The following is a 19036-nucleotide window of genomic DNA, read 5'->3' as shown; positions in this document are numbered from 1 at the left end:
GAAGGTCACGCCGTCGCGGCGGTCGCCTTCCGGCGCCTTCCGGCTCGTTCCCACCGTCTCGAAGCCCGCTGCGGCGAGCGCGAGGGCGGCCGCCTTTCCGATGCCGGTGGACGCGCCTGTTACGAGTGCTACCGGCCGAGTTGTCGCCATTACTAGCTCCCTTGAGTTTGCAGTACGTTCGTATGTCTTACGTTCGTACGACCATACGGGGGTCGTCGGTCGCTGGCAAGTGGCCGCATCCGGTGATCCGGGAAAGATCTGAGAAAGGTCCGCAAGCGTGGGGTGCGTTAGAGGAAAGAGCATGAGCAGAGGCATAGTGGACGTCTTCCACCGCGTGCCGTCGGTGCGGGGCGGTGTCGCCCGGTCAGCGGATCCGGCAGGGCCTTGTCCGGGTGCGCGGCGTGTACGTACTGCACGGCGATGCTGGGACGGATACCGAAGCGGTGGGCGAGGTGGACCGGATCGGCGCTCTCTCGGGCCTCGTCCCAGGATGGGGCCGGCCCGTACCTGCCGTGGCAGTGGCCCTATCTGGTCGAACGCGGCCACCCTTGAGGGACGCCTCGAACAGGGGTCTCCTGCCTGCTGACTTCGCCTGATCGCGCCCCTGGTCGCCGCTCAGGAACCCGTGCGTACTCCAGTGACGACATGGGCGGGCAGGTCCTCGGCGAGACGGTGCGCGGGCTGGGGTGGACAGGGCGCGTGGGTGCGCGCCGCGAAATCGATCCTGCCGTGGGCGTAGAGCACGGCTTCGCCAGTCCAGTGCCGTCGTGTCCGGCAGTCGGCTGCTCCCGGATTCGATCTGCGGGAACGAAGCCGCCAGGTTCGTGCCCCGCCGTGAGTGCAGCACTGCTCGGCCCGCGTCGGCACCGACCAGGGCCCGCCCCTCGTCCCGCTTCGGCTCACCCGCCCGCCCGGCGGCAGCGGCGCGGGGTCGGACACAGGGGCGGCGGGCATCGGTTGCGGCGGTGTACGTGTCACAGGCGATGCCTTCCGCCCAGTCCGCCCGTCGGCAAACCGGGTGCGCGTACGCACCGGGCTACCGGCCCGGCCATGGCAGGTCAGCGCACACCCCGGCGCACTGCGACACCTCGCCGGGGTGTCGCAGTGCGCTGAGCTCCTGGCGCACGTCCGGGTAGCGGCGCGGCCGGACACCGGCTGCCGCGGGTCCCGTGTCGTACCCTCTGGCGTCGCGCTCGCCCACCGTCCCGGGCGGATCTCACCGCACCCGGCGGGTGCCGCCGGGTGCGGCCGAGAGATCTGAACCAGTACCGGGAATCAGGCGGCGACGAGCTCCTGCTCGCGGTCCGGCGTTTTGACCGTGGGCTTCTTGTTCGGCAGCGAGAGCCGGAAGACCTTGTGCCACGCGGAGAACACCTGCTTGGGCAGCGGACCGGTGACGTACTCCAGCTCGTACTTCTCGAACAGGGCGCGCACCTTCACCGCGACCTCGGCGTACCGGTTGCTCGGCAGGTCCGGGAAGAGGTGGTGCTCGATCTGGTGCGAGAGGTTGCCGCTCATGAAGTGCAGGGCCTTGCTGCCGCTGATGTTCGCCGAGCCCATCATCTGGCGCAGATACCACTGGCCGCGCGTCTCGCCCTTGATCGACCGGCGCTCGAAGACCTGTACGCCCTCGGGGAAGTGCCCGCACATGATCACCGAGTGGGTCCAGATGTTGCGGACCAGGTTCGCGGTGAACGTGGCGGCGAGCGTGGGCAGGAACGACGGGCCCGACAGCAGTGGGTGGATCACGTAGTCCTTGAGCACCTGCTTGCGGATCTTGCGTCCCACGGCCCTGGCCCGCGCACGGAACTCCGGGTTCTTGCGGCGGCGCTTGTTCAGGTTCTTGCCGAGCTCCAGGTCGTAGGCGGCGATGCCGTACTCGAAGAAGCAGGCGTTGAGGAAGTTCCACAGCGGCTGGCCGAGGTGGAAGGGGTGCCACCGCTGGTCCTCGTCGACGCGCATGATGCCGTAGCCGAGGTCGTTGTCCTTGCCGATCACGTTGGTGTACGTGTGGTGCAGCTCGTTGTGCGAGTGCTTCCACTGCTCGGACGGCGAGACGTGATCCCACTCCCAGGTGGTGGAGTGGATCTTCGAATCCCGCATCCAGTCCCACTGGCCGTGCAGGATGTTGTGGCCGATCTCCATGTTGTCCATGATCTTCGCCACGGACAGTCCGGCGGTGCCGAGCAGCCACGCGGGCGGGAAGATCGAGAACAGCAGTACGCCCCGGCTGACCAGTTCGAGCTTGCGCTGCGCCGAGATGACCTTACGGATGTAGGCGGCGTCTTTCTCGCCGCGGGCGGCGATCACCTCGTCGCGGATCGCGTCCAGCTCGCGGCCCAGCTCCTCGATCTGCTCCGCACTCAGGTGGGCGGTGGGGTCGATGGCGGTCAAGGTGCTCCTACCGTTCGATGTCGCAGGGGCCCGCCGCGGCGGACACGCAGGTCTGGATGAGGACGCCGGGTTCGGCCTCGGTGATCTCGCCGGTGCGCAGGTCGCGGACGGCGCCCGCCTTGAGCGGCGTGACGCAGCCGAAGCAGATGCCCATGCGGCACCCGGAGGGCATGAGCACGCCGGCCTCCTCACCGATGTCCAGCAGCGGCGTGGCGCCGTCCGCGGCGACGGTCTTGCCGGTGGCGCTGAACGTGACCTCACCGCCGCCGTCGCTTGCGACGACGATGCTGGGGCGGAAGCGTTCGGTGTGCAGGCGCTCTGGGACGCCGTGCTCGCTCCAGTGCTCTTCGGCGGCGTCGAGCAGGCCCGCGGGCCCGCAGGCCCAGGTCTCGCGCTCGGCCCAGTCGGGCACGAGGGCGTCGAGACGGGTGATGTCGAGCTGGCCGTCCGTGTCGGTGTGCACCTCGGTGAGCCGCAGTTTCTTGTCCGCGACCAGGTCGTGCAGTTCGTTGCGGAAGATCACGTCGTGCGGCTGTGGCGCGCAGTGGACCATGACGACGTCGTCGAACTCGGTGTCGCGCAGCATGCCCATCACGGGCGTGATGCCGCTGCCGGCCGTCAGGTAGAGCACCTTGGCGGGCTTGGTCTGCGGCAGTACGAAGTCACCGGTCGGCTGGTCGAGATGGATCAGCGTGCCCGGTGTGGCCTTGCGGACCAGGTGGTTGCTGACCTTGCCGTCCAAGATCGCCTTCACGGTGATCGTGACGCGGCCGTCTGGGCGGTTGGTCGGAGAGGTGAGGGAGTAGGCACGCCACAGGCGCACCCCGTCGACGTCGACCCCGATCCGCACGTACTGACCGGCGGTGTGGCCGCGCCAGCCCCGTCCCGGCCGGATCACGATGGTCGCGGCGTCACCCGTCTCGGGGTGCACGGCCTCGATGCGCCCACGCAGGTCGGCGCCCGCCCGCAGCGGGCTGACCAGGTCGAGGTAGTCCGACGGCAGCAGCGGCGTCGTGACCATCTCCAGCAGTTTCCACGCCCTGCTGCGGAGGGCTGTACTCGTCATGACTCCAGCTTGCTGCGCCTGAAGGCGTAAAGTCCTGACCGCAGGACGTAAATCTGGTCGGCTGAATTGTTCGCAGGGAACAAAAAAGTGAGCTATGCAATCCGGAGGGCCAGCGAACTGGCCCTGGATGAGACGACGGTCACCGCACTGCGGGCCGTGCTGAGGAGCACCGCCGACGAGGTCGTCGAGGCGATCATCGACGAGGTCCCTCCCTACGCCAACGCACTTTCGGGCCGTATGGGCGCCACCATCCGCCGAGCCGTCCGCACCGCCCTGGGGCACTACCTGGACCTCGCGAGCGGGAACGCCACAGGCGGCGACGCCGGTGACGCGGCCTATGAGCTCGGCCGCGGCGAGGTGCGCGACGGCCGTTCGATGGACGCCCTGCTCAGCGCTTATCGCGTCGGCGCCCGCGTGGCCTGGCGTGGCCTGGCGGCGGGTGCCGTGCCCGCCGGTCTGCCCGCCGCCGAGGTCGCCAAGTTCGCCGAGCTGACCTTCGCCTACATCGACGAGCTCTCCGCCGCGAGCGCCGCGGGCCACGCCGACGAACTGGCCGCCCGGGGCAGGGACCAAGAGCGCCACCTGGAACACCTGGCCCGCGACCTCCTCGCCGGCGCGAGCCCCGACGTGCTGCTGGCCTCTGTTCAACGGGCAGGGTGGCAGCCTCCGGTTTCGCTGACCGCGGTCCTGCTGCCCGCCGCCCAGGCCCGGCCCGCCTACCGCACGCTCGACCCGAGCACCCTTGTCCTGGACGATCTTGCGGATGCCACGGGTGTGCTGCTCGTCCCCGATGCCGACCGATCACATCTCCTGCGGCTGCTGACCGACCGCACCGCCGTGGTCGGCCCGGCCCGGCCATGGACTCGTGCGTCCGCCTCGTACGCGCGAGCCGTACGCGCCCGCCTGCTCTCCGCCGATATCCGCGACACCGAGGACCACCTGCCCGAGCTGGTGCTGAGCGCCGACGCGGAGGCGTTCGCCGACCTGCGTGAGCGGGCCCTCGCACCGTTGCGGACCGTGCCCGACGCGACCGCACGGCGGCTGGAGGAGACGTTGCGGGCGTGGCTGCTGCACCAGGGCAGGCGGGAGGAGGTGGCGGCGGCGTTGTTCGTCCACCCCCAGACAGTCCGGTACCGGATGTCGCAGGTGCGGGAGCTGTTCCCGGATCTCGCATCGCCCCACCGGGTCCTTGAACTGACGCTGGCGGTCGGCCTTCGGGTCAGCTGACGCGTACGTCGGCCGTCCACGACTGCGTCCGCGAGCGGTCCAGTAATCGTGCCTCGTTCCCGGTTGTGAGCGTTCAGGGATTTCCCCACGATCGAGGCCTTGAGCGTCACGTAATTCCCCAGGCGGAGACGCTCCATGGCGAAGGGGTGCCTGTCTGGAGGGAGTGATGGGGCAATCCCTCATGAAGGGCCCTACTCCTGTGCGGGTGTAACTCAACGCAGCAGGAGCACGCTCCTGACTCCGGCGTGGTCGGAGGGCCACAGTCCTGACGGAGTGCGGTCGGCCTGAGTGTCGCCCACCCGGTTGCTCGTCAGTGCGGTGACATTGCCGCGGAAGAGCACGTAGTCGATGCGCTGGGCGAGGCTGGACGTGGGATTGATCAGGTTGGCGGCCTGGCAGCAGGTGAAGCCGGGGTTGCCTGGGCGGGTGGCGGTCCAGGCGTCGGTGAAGCCGGCGGCCAGCAGGTGGTTGTAGGTCTGGGTGGCGGACCCCGGTGTTGCGCCGACTCCGCCGGCGGCCGAGTTGAGGTCGCCGAGAAGCACGGTGGGGAGTGCGGTGTTCAGCGGGCCGGTGAGCAGTTCGTCGGCCTGTGATTCTTGGACGGTGGGAGAGGCGGGCTCCAGATGGGTGGTGACCACCCGGGTGGTGTTGCCACGCACGGTGGCGTCGGCAGCGACCCAGCCACGCTCGACCCGGATGGGAACGTTGGAGGGCGGAACGCAGCCGAACAACGGGCGGCAGATGGGCACGTGGGCCTGGAACCGGGCCGCCTGAGGGTTGGCCACGGAGAAGACGCGCGCGGGCAGGTCGGTGCGGGCCAGGAGCACGTCGCGGTCGGTGAGCCGGATGTCCTGCAGGCCGCCGCCGGGCAGGGAGCGCGGGGCCTCGAAGTCGCTGCCGACGGTGACGGTGGCCACGGCCGCGTAGTGCTTGCCCCGGGAGGCCAGCTTGTCGAGCAGGATCTGCAGGAAGTCGTACTCGACGTGGGTGGCGCTGCCCGGTCCGGCTGGGGTCTGGCTGCGCCACAGCACGGCTTCTTGGAGGCCCACGAGGTGGGGGTCGCTGTCGGCGATCTCGTCGGCCAGTGCCTCGGCCCGTTCGGGGAAGTTCGTCGCCTGGACGTTCGCGTATACCGCGGTCACCGCGGCGACGAGCGCTTGTGGGTTACCGGCGGCGAGGACGGGCGCGAGGTCGGCACCCAGGTAGAGGTTGCGGGTCATGACCCGAAAGGGGACGGGAGCCTCGGCGGCAGAGGCCGCAGTGAGTGCCCCGGGCGTGAGGAGCAGGAACGCGCCCAGGACGGCTGTGAACCAACGGCGAACCATGCAAGCAGACCTTTCGGCGTATAAGTGGGTGAAAACGCCCATCTTCGGCAACAGCTAAGACGGCCGGACGCGATGTGTCGATCCAGGTGTAGGCCGGGTAGCCGAAGCTCTTCGCAAGGAAGGGCCGCTCTGATGGGCGGGCGCGCCAACGGAGTCGGCTCCGGGATCCCCATGGGGAAGCACGGGAACTTCTGGCTGGGGAAAGGGGAAATACGTGACCGTCTACACCGGTGCCATCAGCCGGCTCGTGCGGCCCGTCGAAGAGCGGTATGAGCCGGCGGAGACGGGGGGTTGACGTGAAGGCCGGGCAAGGCCTCGTCAAGCCCGTCGGGGGCGCTGCCTCTGACAAGCGCGGTGACGGATACGGCTCGACCGGATCCGGTGGACGATGCGCACCGGCCCGCTCGTCGACGCCCTCAACGAGCATCTGGACGGTGATCTGGACCGCTACGCCCTGGAAAACAGCTTTCATGCCGTCACGGAGGGCGCTGTCCTGGCACGAGCTGACCCACGGGCGAGGGCACGGGCGCGCGGCGGGCTGCAGCCGGGTGACCGGCCAGGCGGCCAGGCCGGGTCACGAGGGGCCGGGAGCCGGGCCGCTCGCGCCGGGGACCACCGTGGTTCTGCGACGGCCCCGTGCCTGCCTTCCGGCAGGTCGGCCGGACGACCGACCGGGTCGGCCCGGCACACCGCGCGAGGGATGATGGGGAGGGAATGACGGAACGTGAGGTCAGGAGCTTCCATGGCGAAGACGGTTCACCGCCCCCGTGAGGACGCGGAGTTCGATTTCATCCTCGGGATGAGCGCAGTTCCGGTCCTCGCATACTTCACCGGGACATGGCCCAAGGCGATCGAGCCCTGCCGGGTGATGGACCTCGTCGTGGGCGGTATCGCCGACGACTACACGGGCCGCCTGACGGCCGTCCGCACCGACATCACGCGTTGTCCGGCCGCAACCGAGCGATACGGGATCACCGCAGCCCCGTCCTACGTGCTGCTGAAGGAGGGGGAGACGGTGGCGCACGGCACGGGGCCCATGACCATCGCCGAGGTACGGAAGTTCCTGGACGGCCACCTCTGAGCGGCCGCTGCGGCGCCACCGGTTGAGACACCCCCACAGATCACATGACGCCGTCGAATGCGACGTCCTCACCTATCGCCGAGGCGGCCTCGGTGATCTCCGGGCACGATGACTCGGAAGCCGTCGGGTCTCTGCTCTGTGCCGAGGTCGCCGGGAAGTGCCCCATCGGGAGGCAGTTGGTCGCGCGCGGCGGCGAGCATCGGTCGAGAGCGCCGGTATCAGGGGCACTTTTTCCCGCGTACGCCGCTCCGGCCGACTTCGCTCGCTGGGGACAGATGTGATCCGGCTACCCGACCACAAGGTGACGGAGCACCGTGGCTTGCGAGGTGGCGAGGGAGGACCTGGTCGGGGGCCTGGAGGTGCGCGATGGCTTGCGAGTCGGGCAGGCCGAAAATTGCGAACCCGTAGTCGTTTCGGTCACCTGCCGTGACGGTGAAGTGGCCTGGTGGGCTCTGTTCATCAGGACGGACAGCAGATGTTCACCGCCTTCAAGCACTCGGCGGTCACCTGCGGCGCCGCCGCGGTCGAGGCCGCGCAGAACGTCTTTGCCGACCTGTGCCTCCTCGGCGTCACCGGCGTCCACCCCGAGGCCGGACTGACCACGGGGGACGCCGAGGAGGCGGCGATGAAGCGTGCCCTGTCCGCGCGGGGCGCGGACACCTACATCCTCGCCTCTTGCGAGAAGATCGGCACGGCCTCGCCGTACCGCGTCCTGCCGCGGGAGAAGATCACCGGGCTGATCACCGACGCCGATCCTCACGACACGGTCATCGAGCAACTCAAGACACTCGGCGTGGAGGTCCTCGTAGCCTGATGAGAGCCGAATGGGGGATCTCGGACCAGCAGGAGCGCCCTCTGAGGTGCTGAGCCCATAGCGAATCGCACAATCCCCACGCGCAGTGCCTCCCGACGTGGTGGACATCTGCTGTCCGTTCTGATGAGCAGAGCCACCCGGTCGGGCGCTCGGTGAGGGTGCCTCGCAACGCCAGGCGAAAACGGGGCGAGCAGCGTGGGACCGACCCCGTAGACAGGACACGGAGAACCAGGTCACCACCTGGCGCGCAGCAGACGGTATCGAGGCTGTTCTCGGTGAGACGGTGTCGGCGGGTGGCGTTGCGGAGGTAGGTCTCCTCCAGGAGAGGAGCATCTGCGGTGGGGCCAGTTCTGCGCGTGCTCGTTCCCAGGACTCCTTGTCCGCAGCCTGTGTCACCTCTGGTTCCTCAAGGTCTGCGGCGTAGGCGATGCGGTGATCGGTTTTGCGAACAGGCCGGGCTCGCGGGTCAGGGCGACGGCTGCTTCACAGGGCTGGGCGCTGCCGACGTACAGGTATGGATCCCACCCGACGTGCACGGTGAACATGTCCTGCTGCTCCAGCCGGCACCAGGCGTCCTGGTCACGGAGCATGGCCCGGACCAGCTCCGGCGCGACCGGCGCTGCTCCCGGCCGGAGCCCGCGCATTCGTCGCCGAGGTGACGGACATCCGGGTGTGAACCCCGTCGGATTGTCGATGAGTTGTCGATGTAACGACAAAATCTGACCCCTGCCGATAGGCTCGGACAATCTGTCACCGACAAGCCCATGGGGGGTCTCGTGACACAACGTCAGCTCGCCGGATCATTCAGAGGGTTACGCCGTATCGCGGTCCTGACCGTACTCGCCCTGACCGTCCCACTGACGGCCACCACCGCCGAGGCACACAGCGGTGTGGAGGCCGCCCCGGGCAATCCCGTCATCGCCTGGAACATCCATGCCCAGACCGCCATCTACGACACCGCCAGGCAGTCGCCCACCACCAGCACCCGCAGCTTCGCCATCGTGCAGGGCGCCGTGTACGACGCGGTGAACGCCGTCGCCGGCCGTCCGTACGAGCCCCTGGTGAGCGCGCCCCGCAGCCGCCCCGGGGACTCCACCGCGGCGGCGGCGGCGGTGGCCGCGGCCGCCCACGACACGCTGCTGTGGCTCTTCCCCGGGCAGGCCGAGTCGCTGAACGCCCGGTACGACGAGGCGCTGGCCGCGATCCCCGACGGCCGTGCCGAGGACGGCGGGGTGGCCGTCGGCAGGGCCGCCGCCGCGGCGATGACCGAGAGCCGCCGTGACGACGGCTTCGACCCCACCGCGCCGTGGACCGTCGGCACCGAGCCGGGCGAATACCGGCTCACCCCGCCCGGCTACGTCAACGCCGGCGCCTGGGTGCCGAACCTGAATCCGTTCGTCGTCCCCGACGCCGGCGCCTACCCGGTCAAGCCCCCGCCGGCCCTGACCAGCGCCGCCTGGGCCCGCGACCTGAACGAGGTCAAGAGCCTCGGCGCGGCCACCAGCACCGTCCGCACCTCGGATCAGACCGAGGCGGCGATCTGGTGGGACGACCCCCGGATGGTCGAATGGTCGATCACCCGGCAACTCGCCGGCGCGCACCGCCTCAGCAGCCTCCGGACGGCCCGGCTGCTCGCCATGGTGTACGTGGCCTCCGCCGACACCCTGATCGCCTGCTACAAGGCCAAGGCGCACTGGAACTTCTGGCGACCAGTGACGGCCATTCCGCTCGCCGGCACCGACGGCAACGCGGCCACCGATCCCGACCCGGGCTGGACGCCGCTGCGGGTCACCGCCCCGTCGCCGGAGTACCCGTCCGGCCACGCCTGCTTCACCACGGCGGTCACGACGGCCCTGGGGTCGTTCTTCGGCCGTGACGACCTCACGTTCGCCGCGTACAGCCCCGCCTCCGGCACGACCCGCCACTACGACAGTCTTCGGGCGGCGACAGCCGAACTCCTGGAGGCGCGAATCTGGGCCGGCGTGCATTACCGCTTCGCCTCCGAGCACGGGCACCGGCTCGGGCTGGCGGTCACCCTCGACGTCCTGAATCGCGCCTTCCAGCGGCGCTGATGCGGCCGTCCCTTCCACCACCGCCGGGAGGACAGCCTCGGGACAGCACCCGACACCGGCGCCCTGGCCCGTCGCCTCGAAGCCGACAGACACCGCTTACGGCCGGTCCGTCGCCGTATCCGGTCATGCTGCCTGGTTGGTGCGGGCAGGGTGCGACACCGAGCATCCAACGGAGTTCCTCGTGCGACAGAAGGATCTTGGCCGATCTCCTGTCTGTGGGGAACTCCGTTGCCGCGTGGGGCTTTCGCCGGACAACCGCCCAAATCGGGGCAGAGTTCACAGAGTCAGAGCCCTTACAGACTCGCTCACCAACCCCTGCCACCTGTGGAAACACGCTAAGTAACCGGCATCGCTGTGAGCGGCACCGGTGGTGGTCGGCGGACGGCACGTGGGACAAGATCTTCGCGGTCGTGCCGGCCGACGCTGATGCCGAGGGCCGTATCGACTGGTCGATGGTGAGCGTGGACTCCACGTTCTGCCGGAGCCATCAGCATGCGGCAGGAGCGCGCAGCAGACCTCCGCGGGTGCCGGGAAAAGAAACATGCCCCGCCACCAACGCCCAGACGAGGGACTCGGATGCTCCCGGGGCGGCCTGACCTGCAAGATCCACCTGGCCAGTGAAGGCGGACGCCGCCCGCTGGCGTTGCTGATCACGCCGGACCAGTGGGGCGACGCCCTGCAGCTCATCCCGGTCATGGAACGCATCCGTGTCCACCGCCCGGGCGGCGGGCATCCGCGCACCTGGCCCGACCACCTGGGCGCCGACAAGGCGTATTCCTCGCCGTCGCCAGATCACGCACACCATCCCCGAGTCCCGAGATCAGCGGGCCCACCGCAACAGACGCGGCAGCAGGGGCGGACGGCCCGCCGGCTTCGACAAGACGATCTGCAAACGCAGGAACGAAGTGGAACGGACGATCAACGCGTTGAAGAACTTCCGGGCCGTGGCCACACGCTTCGACGAACGCGCCTACGTCTTCCGCGGGACCGTCACCCTCGCCCTGATCCGGCTCTGGCTCCGCCCATGATCAGCCGGACAGGCCCCAGGCCTGCCCGGCGAGGGGACGCCTTCACGTCTCGGCGCGGCGGAACTTACGGTTTGTGGGTTACCCAGAGCAGTTCCGCCGGCCAGCGGTGTGCCCAGTCGGCTGGGTCGGTTTCGTTGTAGCCGTTGGGTGTTCCGAGTTCGGGCCGCGGCTCAATGAGGTCGTCGATGATGAGACCCGCGCCGCGCAGGACCCTGACCCAGTCGCCGTAGGTGAGCTGATAGCTGGTGGCGCCGTCGTCTTCGGCGATGGTGTTCAGCCCGAAGTAGTCCTGCTGCAGCGTCGTGGTCACGCGGCTGGCGGCTTCGTCGTAGCAGGCTTCGAACCATGGGCTGGCGACGTTGAACACCAGGCGCCCGCCTCGGCCCAAGACGCGTGCGGCCTGCGGGACGGCCAGGTGCGGGGGCGCCCAGCTGAGCCCACCGAAGTCGCAGAACACCAGGTCGAAGCTGTCGGCGGCGAAGGGGAGTTGTTCGGCGGCGCCTTGCACCAGCGGGTAGCGGGCCGCTCCCATCGCGCGGGATGCTGCGGCGAGTTGGGCTTCGGACAGGTCGAGCCCGACCACGGTGGCGCCCTCGGCGGCGAGAGCCCTGGACCACTGGCCGGCGCCGCAGCCGAGTTCGAGGACGCGCTTGCCGGTGACGTCGCCCAGGGCGTGCAGGTGCGCGTCGGGGATGGAGTACATGCCCCACAGCCTGGGTGTGGCGCCGATCTGCGGGTCGTGCTCGTGCTGATAGGCGCTGCTGATCCGGTTCCAGAGCCGCCGGTTGGCGGGGATGCTGTCCACGTGCCGACTCCAGCACTGCCTGCCGGGGGCGGTCAACACGATTAGGGCACTGGCCGGCCCTCGCCTCGGTCCGGCCGGGACTTCCCCACGCTGATGGCAAGCCGCCTCGACGATCAGGAGTGGAGGGTCGTAGCACTCTCTGTCACGGAGTATCGCCCACAGAACGTTGACACGGCGGCGGGCGAGGGCCAGCAGAGCCTGCTTGTGTCCCTTTCCCTCGCTTCTCTTCCGCTGGTAGTACGCCGTGGACGCGAGGCAGGACTTCAGGCTGGCCATCGCCGACAAGTACATGGTCCGCAGCAGGCCGCGGTGGTAGCGGCGAGGTCTGTGCAGGTTTCCGCTGACGCGGCCGGAGTCACGCAGGCGCCGGGCGGTCAAGTCCCGTAAGTCATCCAGCGGCTCAGCCTTTACAGCCATACCCGAAGCCCCGGGCTCTCCGGTCCTACGAATGATCGGATCAGATCCACGCGTGAAAGGCAGGACAGCTTTTAGGGTCTTTCGTTTGAACGGCCTGACCAGGGTGCGGTGCCAGACCCGGCGAGCCCGGCCTGTCCGACCCCCGCGAGCCCGGCGTGTCCAACGAGAGGCCCTGGGACCGGGGCAGAACGGCGTGGCGCGGGCGGGGGCGGCCCACATGCGCCGCACGCGCACGGACCGGGCGCCGTCGAAACGCTGCCTCACGCGAACCCTTGACGCTGAACCGTTTCATTGCTTCTCTCGGAAGGCTGCTTTTGGGAGCGCTCCCACCCCATGCCGAAAGGGATCCCGTGCAGACCACCCCCCACGCCACCCCCCACGTCACCTCCTCACGCCGCCTCGCCCGTACCCTCCCCGCCCTCGTCACGGCCGTTCTCGTCGCCTGCCTGCTGTCCTGGGCGGGGAGCTCTCCCGCCCAGGCCGCGGCGGGTGACGGCTCGGTCTCCGACCCCAACATCGTCTACGTCGGGCGCTGGGACACCAGCGCCGGCACGGCGGCGGTGCCCTCCTGGACCGGCGCCTATCTGCAGACGGCCTTCACCGGCACCACGGTGAAGGTCAAGGCGAGAGACGCGGTCAACCTGTACGCCAGCATCGACGGCGGCCCCGACGTCTTCCACCCCGGCGTGCGCGGCACGGTGAACCTCACTCCCCAGCCGTTGTCCGCCGGCACCCACACCCTGCGCATTTCGTACCGCTCCGGCGACACCGTCTTCCAGGGCCTGGTGCTGGACCCCGGTGCGCGCACGGTCGCGCCGAACGCCCCGTCCCGGCTCGTCGAGTTCGTCGGCGACTCCATCACCGCCGGCGCGCTCACGGACCGGCTCGCACTGGACTCGTACGCCTGGAAGACCGGCGAGCAACTGGGGGCGCGCCACACCCAGATCGCCCGGTCCGGCTACTGCCTCGTCGCCCAGTCCGGATGTACGGGCCTGAGCACGCAGTTCTTCAGGACGGCGAGCACGGGCAGCCAGAACTGGGACTTCTCCCGCTACCGGGCGGACGCCGTCGTCATCAACCTGGGCACCAATGACATCGGCCACGCAGTGAGCGGCGCCTCCTTCCAGTCGGCGTACACCACGTTCCTCGCCGATCTGCGTGCCACCTACCCGAACGCGCGTCTGTTCGCCGTGCAGACGCTCAAGAAGCGCTACGTCACCGAGACCAGAGCGGCCGTCACCGCCCGCACCAACGCCGGTGACAGCAGGGTGCACTACGTCGACACCACGGGCTGGCTGACCGACACCACCGACTACGAGGACGGCAACGGGCATCCCAACGAGGCGGGCCACACCAAGTTCGCGAACCGCCTCGCCCCCGTCATCGCCGCCCGACTCGACACCCCCGCGTCCACCCTGGCGGCCGCTCCCGGCCAACCAGGCGACCCGAACATCAAGTTCGTGGGCCGCTGGGACACCAAGACCTCCGCCACCGCTTACACCCCGTACTGGGCGGGCGCCTACTACAGGGTCGGCTTCACCGGCCGGACCGTCCAGCTCAAGCAGCGCGGGACGATCGACTTCTGGGCGAGGATCGACAACGGCCCGGTGAAGTTCTACGACGACGTCAAGGGAACGGTGAACCTGACCCCCTCCCCGCTGTCCGCCGGCAACCACACCCTCCAGGTCAACTACCAGGTGGTCGCCGGTTCCTACCGGGGTGACGCCGTCTTCCAGGGACTGGCCCTCGACAGTGGCGCCACGACGTTCGCACCGCAGGCGCCCGGCAAGCAGATCGAGTTCGTCGGCGACTCGATCACGGTGGGGACGACGTCGTCGCAGAACGCCCGCACCGCGTACGGCTGGCTGATCGGGGAACGGCTCGGCACCGAGCACACCCAGATCGCCCAGGGCGGCGCCTGCCTGGTCGCCGCGGCGGACGGATGCGTCGGCCTGGAGCGGCAGTTCACCAAGCTCAACCCGAACGCGGCCACCCCCGACTGGGACTTCTCCCGCTACCAGGCGAACGCGGTCGTCCTCAACCTTGGCACCAACGACGTGGGCCACGCAGTCAGTTCCGCGCAGTTCCAGGCGGCGTACACCAGCCTGCTGGGCAAGGTCCGCGCCGCGTACCCACAGGCGTGGATCTTCGCATTGGAGACCTTCCGCGGCCGGTACGTCCCGCAGACCCAGGCGGCGGTCAAGGCCGCCGTCGACGGCGGCGACTCCCGGGTCTCCTTCGTCGACACCACCGGCTGGCTGGGTTCGGGCGATCTGACGGACGCGGTCCACCCCAACGACCAGGGACACCGCGTCATCGCGGACCGTCTGGCGCCGGTCATCGCGGCGCGGATCGGTATGTGAGGGAGGGCCGGGGCCGCCGGACCGCGACGAGCAGACGGGCGCCTCCGCTGCCCTGCGCGGGCCCTCGGCCCCGGCACCACCATCGGTGACCGCCGGAGGACGGAACTTCAGGCAACCGACGCCCTGAAAGGATCGGTGGGGATGATCTCTGCCTCGTCGAAGAGCTGCTCCAACGCCTCGTGTCCGTGACGCCTGCGGAACTCGATCTCGGCTGTCGTTACGGGCAGGGTCCACAGGATGCGGGCGTGGCCCTCGGGAACGGGACAGTGTTCAAGGTCTGGTCCGTGGAGGTAGGGCAGGCTGATCAGCAGGTGATCGCAGGTTGACCCCGGCACCCACGGTTCACCGATCGGCATGCTGTGCTCCAGGTCGAGCTGATGTCCTCCGCAGTGGTAGTAGGCGATCATCGACATGAGCTCGATGAACCGCTGGTCGCGGACGTGGGCGGTCATGACGAACTCAAGGCCGTGACCGTCCTTCTCCATCACGGCCCAGCACCCGGCGGTCACATAGGCCCAGCTGTCGCTGCGGGGACCGGGCCCCACAACGAGAACGCGCAGATCGGGCGCCACCTCTCGCCGTTCCGGCCCGAGGTCGTAGTCGACGACCTCCACTGAGTGCCCTTCGAAGAACGCCCGGACATGGGACTCCACGGCCTCCGCGGCCAACACACTCGCATCACTCACCGCGCGATCATCCCACCGCGATCGACCGCCCCTGACGGCTCACTGAGCGTCACGGGCGCAGGGGTACGGAGTCGAGCGGTACCGCAAGAACCAGGACCCGCCCACCAATGAGGGCATGGTTCACGCCGCGTGCCGGGACGTTCGCACCGCGCTCGCTGACCGCCGCGCCGAACTCAACGATGACGTAGACGAGTTGCGCGCGCTGGAGGCCGACCGACTCGACCGGCTGTTCTTCGTTGCCTACAAGAAGGCCGTCCGGGAGCAGGACTTCGCTGCCATCGACCGCACCCTGCGGATCACGGAGCGCCGCGCACGGCTGCTCGGCCTCGACATACCCGTCAAGGCGGAACTGTCCGGCCCGGACGGCGGACCGGTCCAGGTCGAGAACGTGACCGTCGACGAGCTTGACGCCCTGATCGCGCTCACCGATTCGGACGGCGAATGACTCCGCGCGACCACGAAAGCGTCGTCGCCCACTACAGGACCCTTCCGCCGGCGCAGTGCCGCACCATCGCGCCGGCCGCATCTCCCACGCTGCGCGCCGAGTTGGTGCGCGTCGAACGCCAACTCGCCATGGACCGCTCGCCAGGCGCGCTCGCCGCCGTCCTCACCGGCGGGCGCGAGATGCAGGCCCCCCATCTGGATCTCATCGACCAGGCGTTCATCGACATGGCCGCAGGCCGATGCGACCGCGTGATGTTGACCATGCCCCCGCGGCACGGCAAGAGCCGACGTGCCTCCCGCTGGGCGCCCCTCTGGTACCTGCGGCGCACCCCCGGTCGCCGCATGATGATCGCCAGCTGCTCCGCCAACCTGGCTGACGACCACGGCCGGTGGATCCGGGACGCCATCAACACCTGGCGCGACGACCTCGGCATCCAGCTCAAGGCAGGCAGCCAGGCCGCCAACCGCTTCGACATCGTCGGCGGCCAAGGCGGCCTCCTCGCGGCCGGGTATCGGCGGCGGGCTCACCGGACGCGGCGCACACATCGCCATCGTCGACGACCCGGTCAAGGACATGGCCGACGCCGACAGCCCCACCATGCGCAAGCGCGCCTGGGACTGGTGGACTTCGGTACTGCAGACCCGACTCGAACCAGTCGGCGCCATCTGTCTCATCCAGACCCGGTGGCACGAAGACGACCTCGCCGGACGCACCTTCGCCACCGAACGCGCCAAGCAGATGATGGCGCCGGGGCGTCCCGGCGGTCGGGCCGGAATGCGTCCAGACGGCCACGCCTCCGAAGTGATCTGGCTCACATGCTGTCACAGGGATCGATGAGGCGGTGTCTTGTGCTCGAACCGCTCGAACCGCTCGAAACGGGGGAGACATCATGGCTGAGAACACCGATGTGGTGGTGATCGGCGGCGGGTACGCCGGCGTCATGGCGGCCAATCGCCTGACGCAGCGCGACGACGTGACCGTGACGCTGATCAACCCGCGCCCGACCTTCGTCCACCGGGTCCGCCTGCACCAGCTGGTGGGCGGGACCGACGCCGCCGTCGTCGACTACCGGGAGGTCCTGGCGGAAGGCGTCCGGCTGGTGGTCGACAGCGTGACACGGATCGACGCGGCCGGGCGCGGTGTGGAGCTGGCGAGCGGTGGTGCGGCCGGCTACGACTACCTGGTCTACGCGGTAGGCAGCGGCAGCGCCGACCCGCAGGTGCCCGGAGCGGCCGAGTTCGCCTGTCCGATCGCCACCCTGGAGGAGGCGGAGCGGCTGCGGCCGGTTCTCGACTCCGCGCCCACGACGGCCGCGGTGACGGTGGTCGGAGCCGGGCCCACCGGCATCGAGACCGCCGCCGAACTGGCCGAGCAGGGCCGTACCGTCACCCTGGTCTGCGGCGGCGTGCTCGGCCCGTACCTCCACACCCGAGGCCGGCGTTCCGTGGCCGGGCGGCTCGCGGCACTCGGAGTGACCGTGCTCGACGGCTCCGACGCCAAGGTGACGGCGGTGACCCGCGATGCCGTGCGGCTCGCTGACGGCCGGAAGCTGCCGAGTACGGTGACCATCTGGACCGCCGGCTTCGGCGTGCCGGACCTGGCCGTGCGCAGCGGGCTGAGCACCGATGCCCTGGGCCGCCTGCTCACCGACGAGACGCTGACCAGCGTGGATGACAACCGCATCGTCGCGGCCGGCGACTCGGCGGCACCGTCGGGCCTGCCGCTGCGGATGAGCTGCCAGGCCGCGATGCCGCTGGGTGCGCGGGCCGCCGACACGGTGCTCAGCCGGTTGACGCAGGAGCAGCCCGAGACCCTCAACCAGTCGTTCGGAGCGCAGTGCATCAGCCTGGGCCGCGGCACCGGCATCTTCCAGTTCGGCAACAGGTCCGACGTCGCGGTGTGGTTCCACATCGACGGTCGCCTCGGCGCGAAGATGAAGGAGGGCGTGTGCAAAGGGATCGTGAAGCACCTGGCCGATGAGGCGCACAAGCCCGGTGGGTACAGCCTGCACCGCGTGAAGGGAGGCGCCGGGCGCCAGGAGGCGCTGGAGGCCATGCGCGCAGAGGCGCCGGTCGTCGTCGAACGGGTTTCCTAGGTCCGGGTCGGCCAAGGGGGAGATGATCAGGACATGAGTGATGATCATGCCATTGACCGGGCGACTGGCACATTCGTCGCCCACCGCAATCTGCTCTTCACCGTCGCGTACGAGATGCTCGGCTCGGCGGCCGATGCCGAAGACGTCCTGCAGGAGACCTGGCTGCGGTGGGTCGAGGTCGACCTGGAGGAGGTGCGCGACCAGCGCGCGTACCTGGTCCGGATCACGACCCGGCAGGCGCTCAACCGGCTGCGCACGATGTCGCGGCGCAAGGAGTCGTACGTGGGCCCGTGGCTGCCGGAGCCGCTGCTGACCGCGCCGGACGTGGCCCAGGACGTCGAGCTCGCCGAGAGCGTGTCGATGGCGGTGATGCTCGTCCTGGAGACGTTGTCGCCGACCGAGCGGGCCGTGTTCGTGCTGCGCGAAGTCTTCGACGTCGGCTACGACGAGATCGCGGCGGCGGTCGACAAGACCCCGGCGGCCGTCCGCCAGATCGCGCACCGGGCCCGCCGGCACGTGGATGCCCGGCGCCCGCGCGAGGTGGTTTCCCAGAGCCAGACGCGGGCGGCTCTGGAGTCGTTCTTGCGGGCGCTGGAGGGCGGGGACCTGCAGGGTCTGCTCAACGTGCTCGCGCCTGAGGTCGTCTATATGGGCGACGGCGGCGGCGTGAAGCACGCTGCACTGCGGCCGATCGTCGGCGCCGACAAGGTGGCCCGCCTCTTGGTCGGCGGCCTCGGCAAGAGCACGGTCCCGATCACCTTCGGCCCCACCCTGGTCAACGGCAGCCCGGCGCTGGTGGTCCACATGGACGGTGAGCTGGACGGCATCATGGCAGCCCGCGTAGAGGCCCGCCGCATCACCGGCCTCTACGTCGTCCGCAACCCCGAGAAACTGTCCCGCATCGAATCCGAGACCCCGCTCGCCCTGCGATGAACTCCCAGCGGCGGATCAGCCACTTGAGGATCAGGCTCAGCACTGAACCCCGCACGGTTCACCTCGCGCGTCACAACATCGCCTGCCAGAACACGTCAAGCTCGCCTTGCCGTATGGCTTTGCGCCCCCAGGTATGACCGGGAGCGCAAAGCCATGTTCACCTGCTCGGCGACAGCATCGGCCCTTGGCGTGGGCATGCTGGCACAGCGGGGTGTGGATGGCCGGGTGGTTGAGCAACTCGCCGCGTACGCCGTCAGTTGAAGGTCGGCGACCCACGAGCCGAGG

At 69.5% G+C, this 19036-nt stretch carries 15 protein-coding genes and 3 pseudogenes; 10 read left to right on the top strand and 8 right to left on the bottom strand.

Translation table 11 applies throughout. From position 1 onward, the window contains the following. The 3 genes from ACH4TV_RS42955 to ACH4TV_RS42945 all read right to left on the bottom strand — a co-directional run. On the bottom strand, positions 1-150 hold a 150-nt coding region (locus ACH4TV_RS42955), incomplete at its 3' end, for an SDR family NAD(P)-dependent oxidoreductase (protein WP_398406840.1). Positions 151-1275: 1125 nt separating this feature from the next. Next, positions 1276-2394, bottom strand: coding sequence for a fatty acid desaturase family protein (locus ACH4TV_RS42950; protein WP_398406832.1), 1119 nt, complete (start codon positions 2392-2394; stop codon positions 1276-1278). A 7-nt stretch (positions 2395-2401) separates the two neighbouring features. After that, entirely contained in the window at positions 2402-3460 is a 1059-nt protein-coding gene (locus ACH4TV_RS42945) for a ferredoxin reductase (RefSeq protein WP_398406831.1), read from the bottom strand. Positions 3461-3547: 87 nt separating this feature from the next. Between ACH4TV_RS42945 and ACH4TV_RS42940 the strand changes: the two genes are divergently transcribed. After that, entirely contained in the window at positions 3548-4687 is a 1140-nt protein-coding gene (locus ACH4TV_RS42940) for a PucR family transcriptional regulator (RefSeq protein ID WP_398406830.1), read from the top strand. Positions 4688-4899: 212 nt separating this feature from the next. Here the strand turns inward: ACH4TV_RS42940 and ACH4TV_RS42935 are convergent, their stop codons facing one another. Beyond that, entirely contained in the window at positions 4900-6012 is a 1113-nt protein-coding gene (locus ACH4TV_RS42935) for an endonuclease/exonuclease/phosphatase family protein (protein WP_398406829.1), read from the bottom strand. Positions 6013-6754: 742 nt separating this feature from the next. On the opposite strand from ACH4TV_RS42935, the gene ACH4TV_RS42930 reads away from it, so the two are divergent. Then, a complete protein-coding gene (locus ACH4TV_RS42930; RefSeq protein ID WP_398406828.1) occupies positions 6755-7093 on the top strand; it encodes a thioredoxin family protein in 339 nt (112 codons plus the stop codon). A 487-nt stretch (positions 7094-7580) separates the two neighbouring features. Next, a pseudogene (locus ACH4TV_RS42925) lies at positions 7581-7907 on the top strand (DeoR family transcriptional regulator); the annotation flags it as partial. 392 nt (positions 7908-8299) lie between these two features. Here the strand turns inward: ACH4TV_RS42925 and ACH4TV_RS42920 are convergent. Next, complete coding sequence (locus ACH4TV_RS42920) at positions 8300-8497, bottom strand: hypothetical protein (RefSeq protein ID WP_398406827.1); 198 nt, start codon at positions 8495-8497, stop codon at positions 8300-8302. A gap of 186 nt (positions 8498-8683) precedes the next feature. Between ACH4TV_RS42920 and ACH4TV_RS42915 the strand changes: the two genes are divergently transcribed. Both ACH4TV_RS42915 and ACH4TV_RS42910 read left to right on the top strand, forming a co-directional pair. Then, on the top strand, positions 8684-9979 hold the full coding sequence (locus ACH4TV_RS42915; RefSeq protein ID WP_398406826.1) for a vanadium-dependent haloperoxidase: 1296 nt from the start codon (positions 8684-8686) through the stop codon (positions 9977-9979). Positions 9980-10335: 356 nt separating this feature from the next. Continuing rightward, a pseudogene (locus ACH4TV_RS42910) lies at positions 10336-11007 on the top strand (IS5 family transposase); the annotation flags it as partial. 64 nt (positions 11008-11071) lie between these two features. On the opposite strand, the gene ACH4TV_RS42905 reads toward ACH4TV_RS42910, so the two are convergent. Together ACH4TV_RS42905 and ACH4TV_RS42900 are read right to left on the bottom strand one after the other, a co-directional pair. Beyond that, a complete protein-coding gene (locus tag ACH4TV_RS42905) occupies positions 11072-11812 on the bottom strand; it encodes a class I SAM-dependent methyltransferase (protein WP_398406839.1) in 741 nt (246 codons plus the stop codon). Between the two features lie 123 nt (positions 11813-11935). Beyond that, positions 11936-12172, bottom strand: a pseudogene (locus tag ACH4TV_RS42900) (IS110 family transposase); the annotation flags it as partial. A 407-nt stretch (positions 12173-12579) separates the two neighbouring features. Here ACH4TV_RS42900 and ACH4TV_RS42895 point away from each other — a divergent pair. Further along, entirely contained in the window at positions 12580-14592 is a 2013-nt protein-coding gene (locus tag ACH4TV_RS42895) for a GDSL-type esterase/lipase family protein (RefSeq protein ID WP_398406825.1), read from the top strand. Between the two features lie 107 nt (positions 14593-14699). Here ACH4TV_RS42895 and ACH4TV_RS42890 read toward each other — a convergent pair whose 3' ends face one another. After that, a complete protein-coding gene (locus ACH4TV_RS42890; protein ID WP_398406824.1) occupies positions 14700-15278 on the bottom strand; it encodes a suppressor of fused domain protein in 579 nt (192 codons plus the stop codon). Between the two features lie 115 nt (positions 15279-15393). Between ACH4TV_RS42890 and ACH4TV_RS42885 the strand changes: the two genes are divergently transcribed. From ACH4TV_RS42885 to ACH4TV_RS42870, 4 genes are all read left to right on the top strand, one after another. Further along, positions 15394-15723, top strand: coding sequence for a hypothetical protein (locus ACH4TV_RS42885; protein WP_398406823.1), 330 nt, complete (start codon positions 15394-15396; stop codon positions 15721-15723). Positions 15724-16095: 372 nt separating this feature from the next. Further along, positions 16096-16560, top strand: a complete 465-nt coding sequence (locus ACH4TV_RS42880) for a terminase large subunit domain-containing protein (protein ID WP_398406838.1) — start codon at positions 16096-16098, stop codon at positions 16558-16560. 52 nt (positions 16561-16612) lie between these two features. After that, a complete protein-coding gene (locus tag ACH4TV_RS42875) occupies positions 16613-17818 on the top strand; it encodes an NAD(P)/FAD-dependent oxidoreductase (RefSeq protein ID WP_398406822.1) in 1206 nt (401 codons plus the stop codon). Positions 17819-17851: 33 nt separating this feature from the next. Next, the gene (locus tag ACH4TV_RS42870; protein ID WP_398406821.1) at positions 17852-18751 is read left to right on the top strand and encodes an RNA polymerase sigma-70 factor; all 900 of its coding nucleotides are present in this window, start codon (positions 17852-17854) and stop codon (positions 18749-18751) included. Positions 18752-19036: the final 285 nt, after the last annotated feature.

The organism is Streptomyces sp. NPDC020898 (assembly GCF_044333925.1).
In the GTDB taxonomy this organism is placed as follows: domain Bacteria; phylum Actinomycetota; class Actinomycetes; order Streptomycetales; family Streptomycetaceae; genus Streptomyces.
Note: the sequence above shows the minus strand (reverse complement) of the source record. Positions and strands in the feature narration are given on the sequence as shown.

Excerpts from the sequence above, each read along its gene's own strand:
- ACH4TV_RS42945 (WP_398406831.1), bottom strand. The coding sequence starts at position 3,460 with ATGACGAGTACAGCCCTCCGCAGCAGGGCGTGGAAACTGCTGGAGATG.
- ACH4TV_RS42930 (WP_398406828.1), top strand. The coding sequence starts at position 6,755 with ATGGCGAAGACGGTTCACCGCCCCCGTGAGGACGCGGAGTTCGATTTC.
- ACH4TV_RS42920 (WP_398406827.1), bottom strand. The coding sequence starts at position 8,497 with ATGCTCCGTGACCAGGACGCCTGGTGCCGGCTGGAGCAGCAGGACATG.
- ACH4TV_RS42875 (WP_398406822.1), top strand. The coding sequence starts at position 16,613 with ATGGCTGAGAACACCGATGTGGTGGTGATCGGCGGCGGGTACGCCGGC.
- ACH4TV_RS42870 (WP_398406821.1), top strand. The coding sequence starts at position 17,852 with ATGAGTGATGATCATGCCATTGACCGGGCGACTGGCACATTCGTCGCC.
- ACH4TV_RS42885 (WP_398406823.1), top strand. The coding sequence starts at position 15,394 with ATGGTTCACGCCGCGTGCCGGGACGTTCGCACCGCGCTCGCTGACCGC.
- ACH4TV_RS42935 (WP_398406829.1), bottom strand. The coding sequence starts at position 6,012 with ATGGTTCGCCGTTGGTTCACAGCCGTCCTGGGCGCGTTCCTGCTCCTC.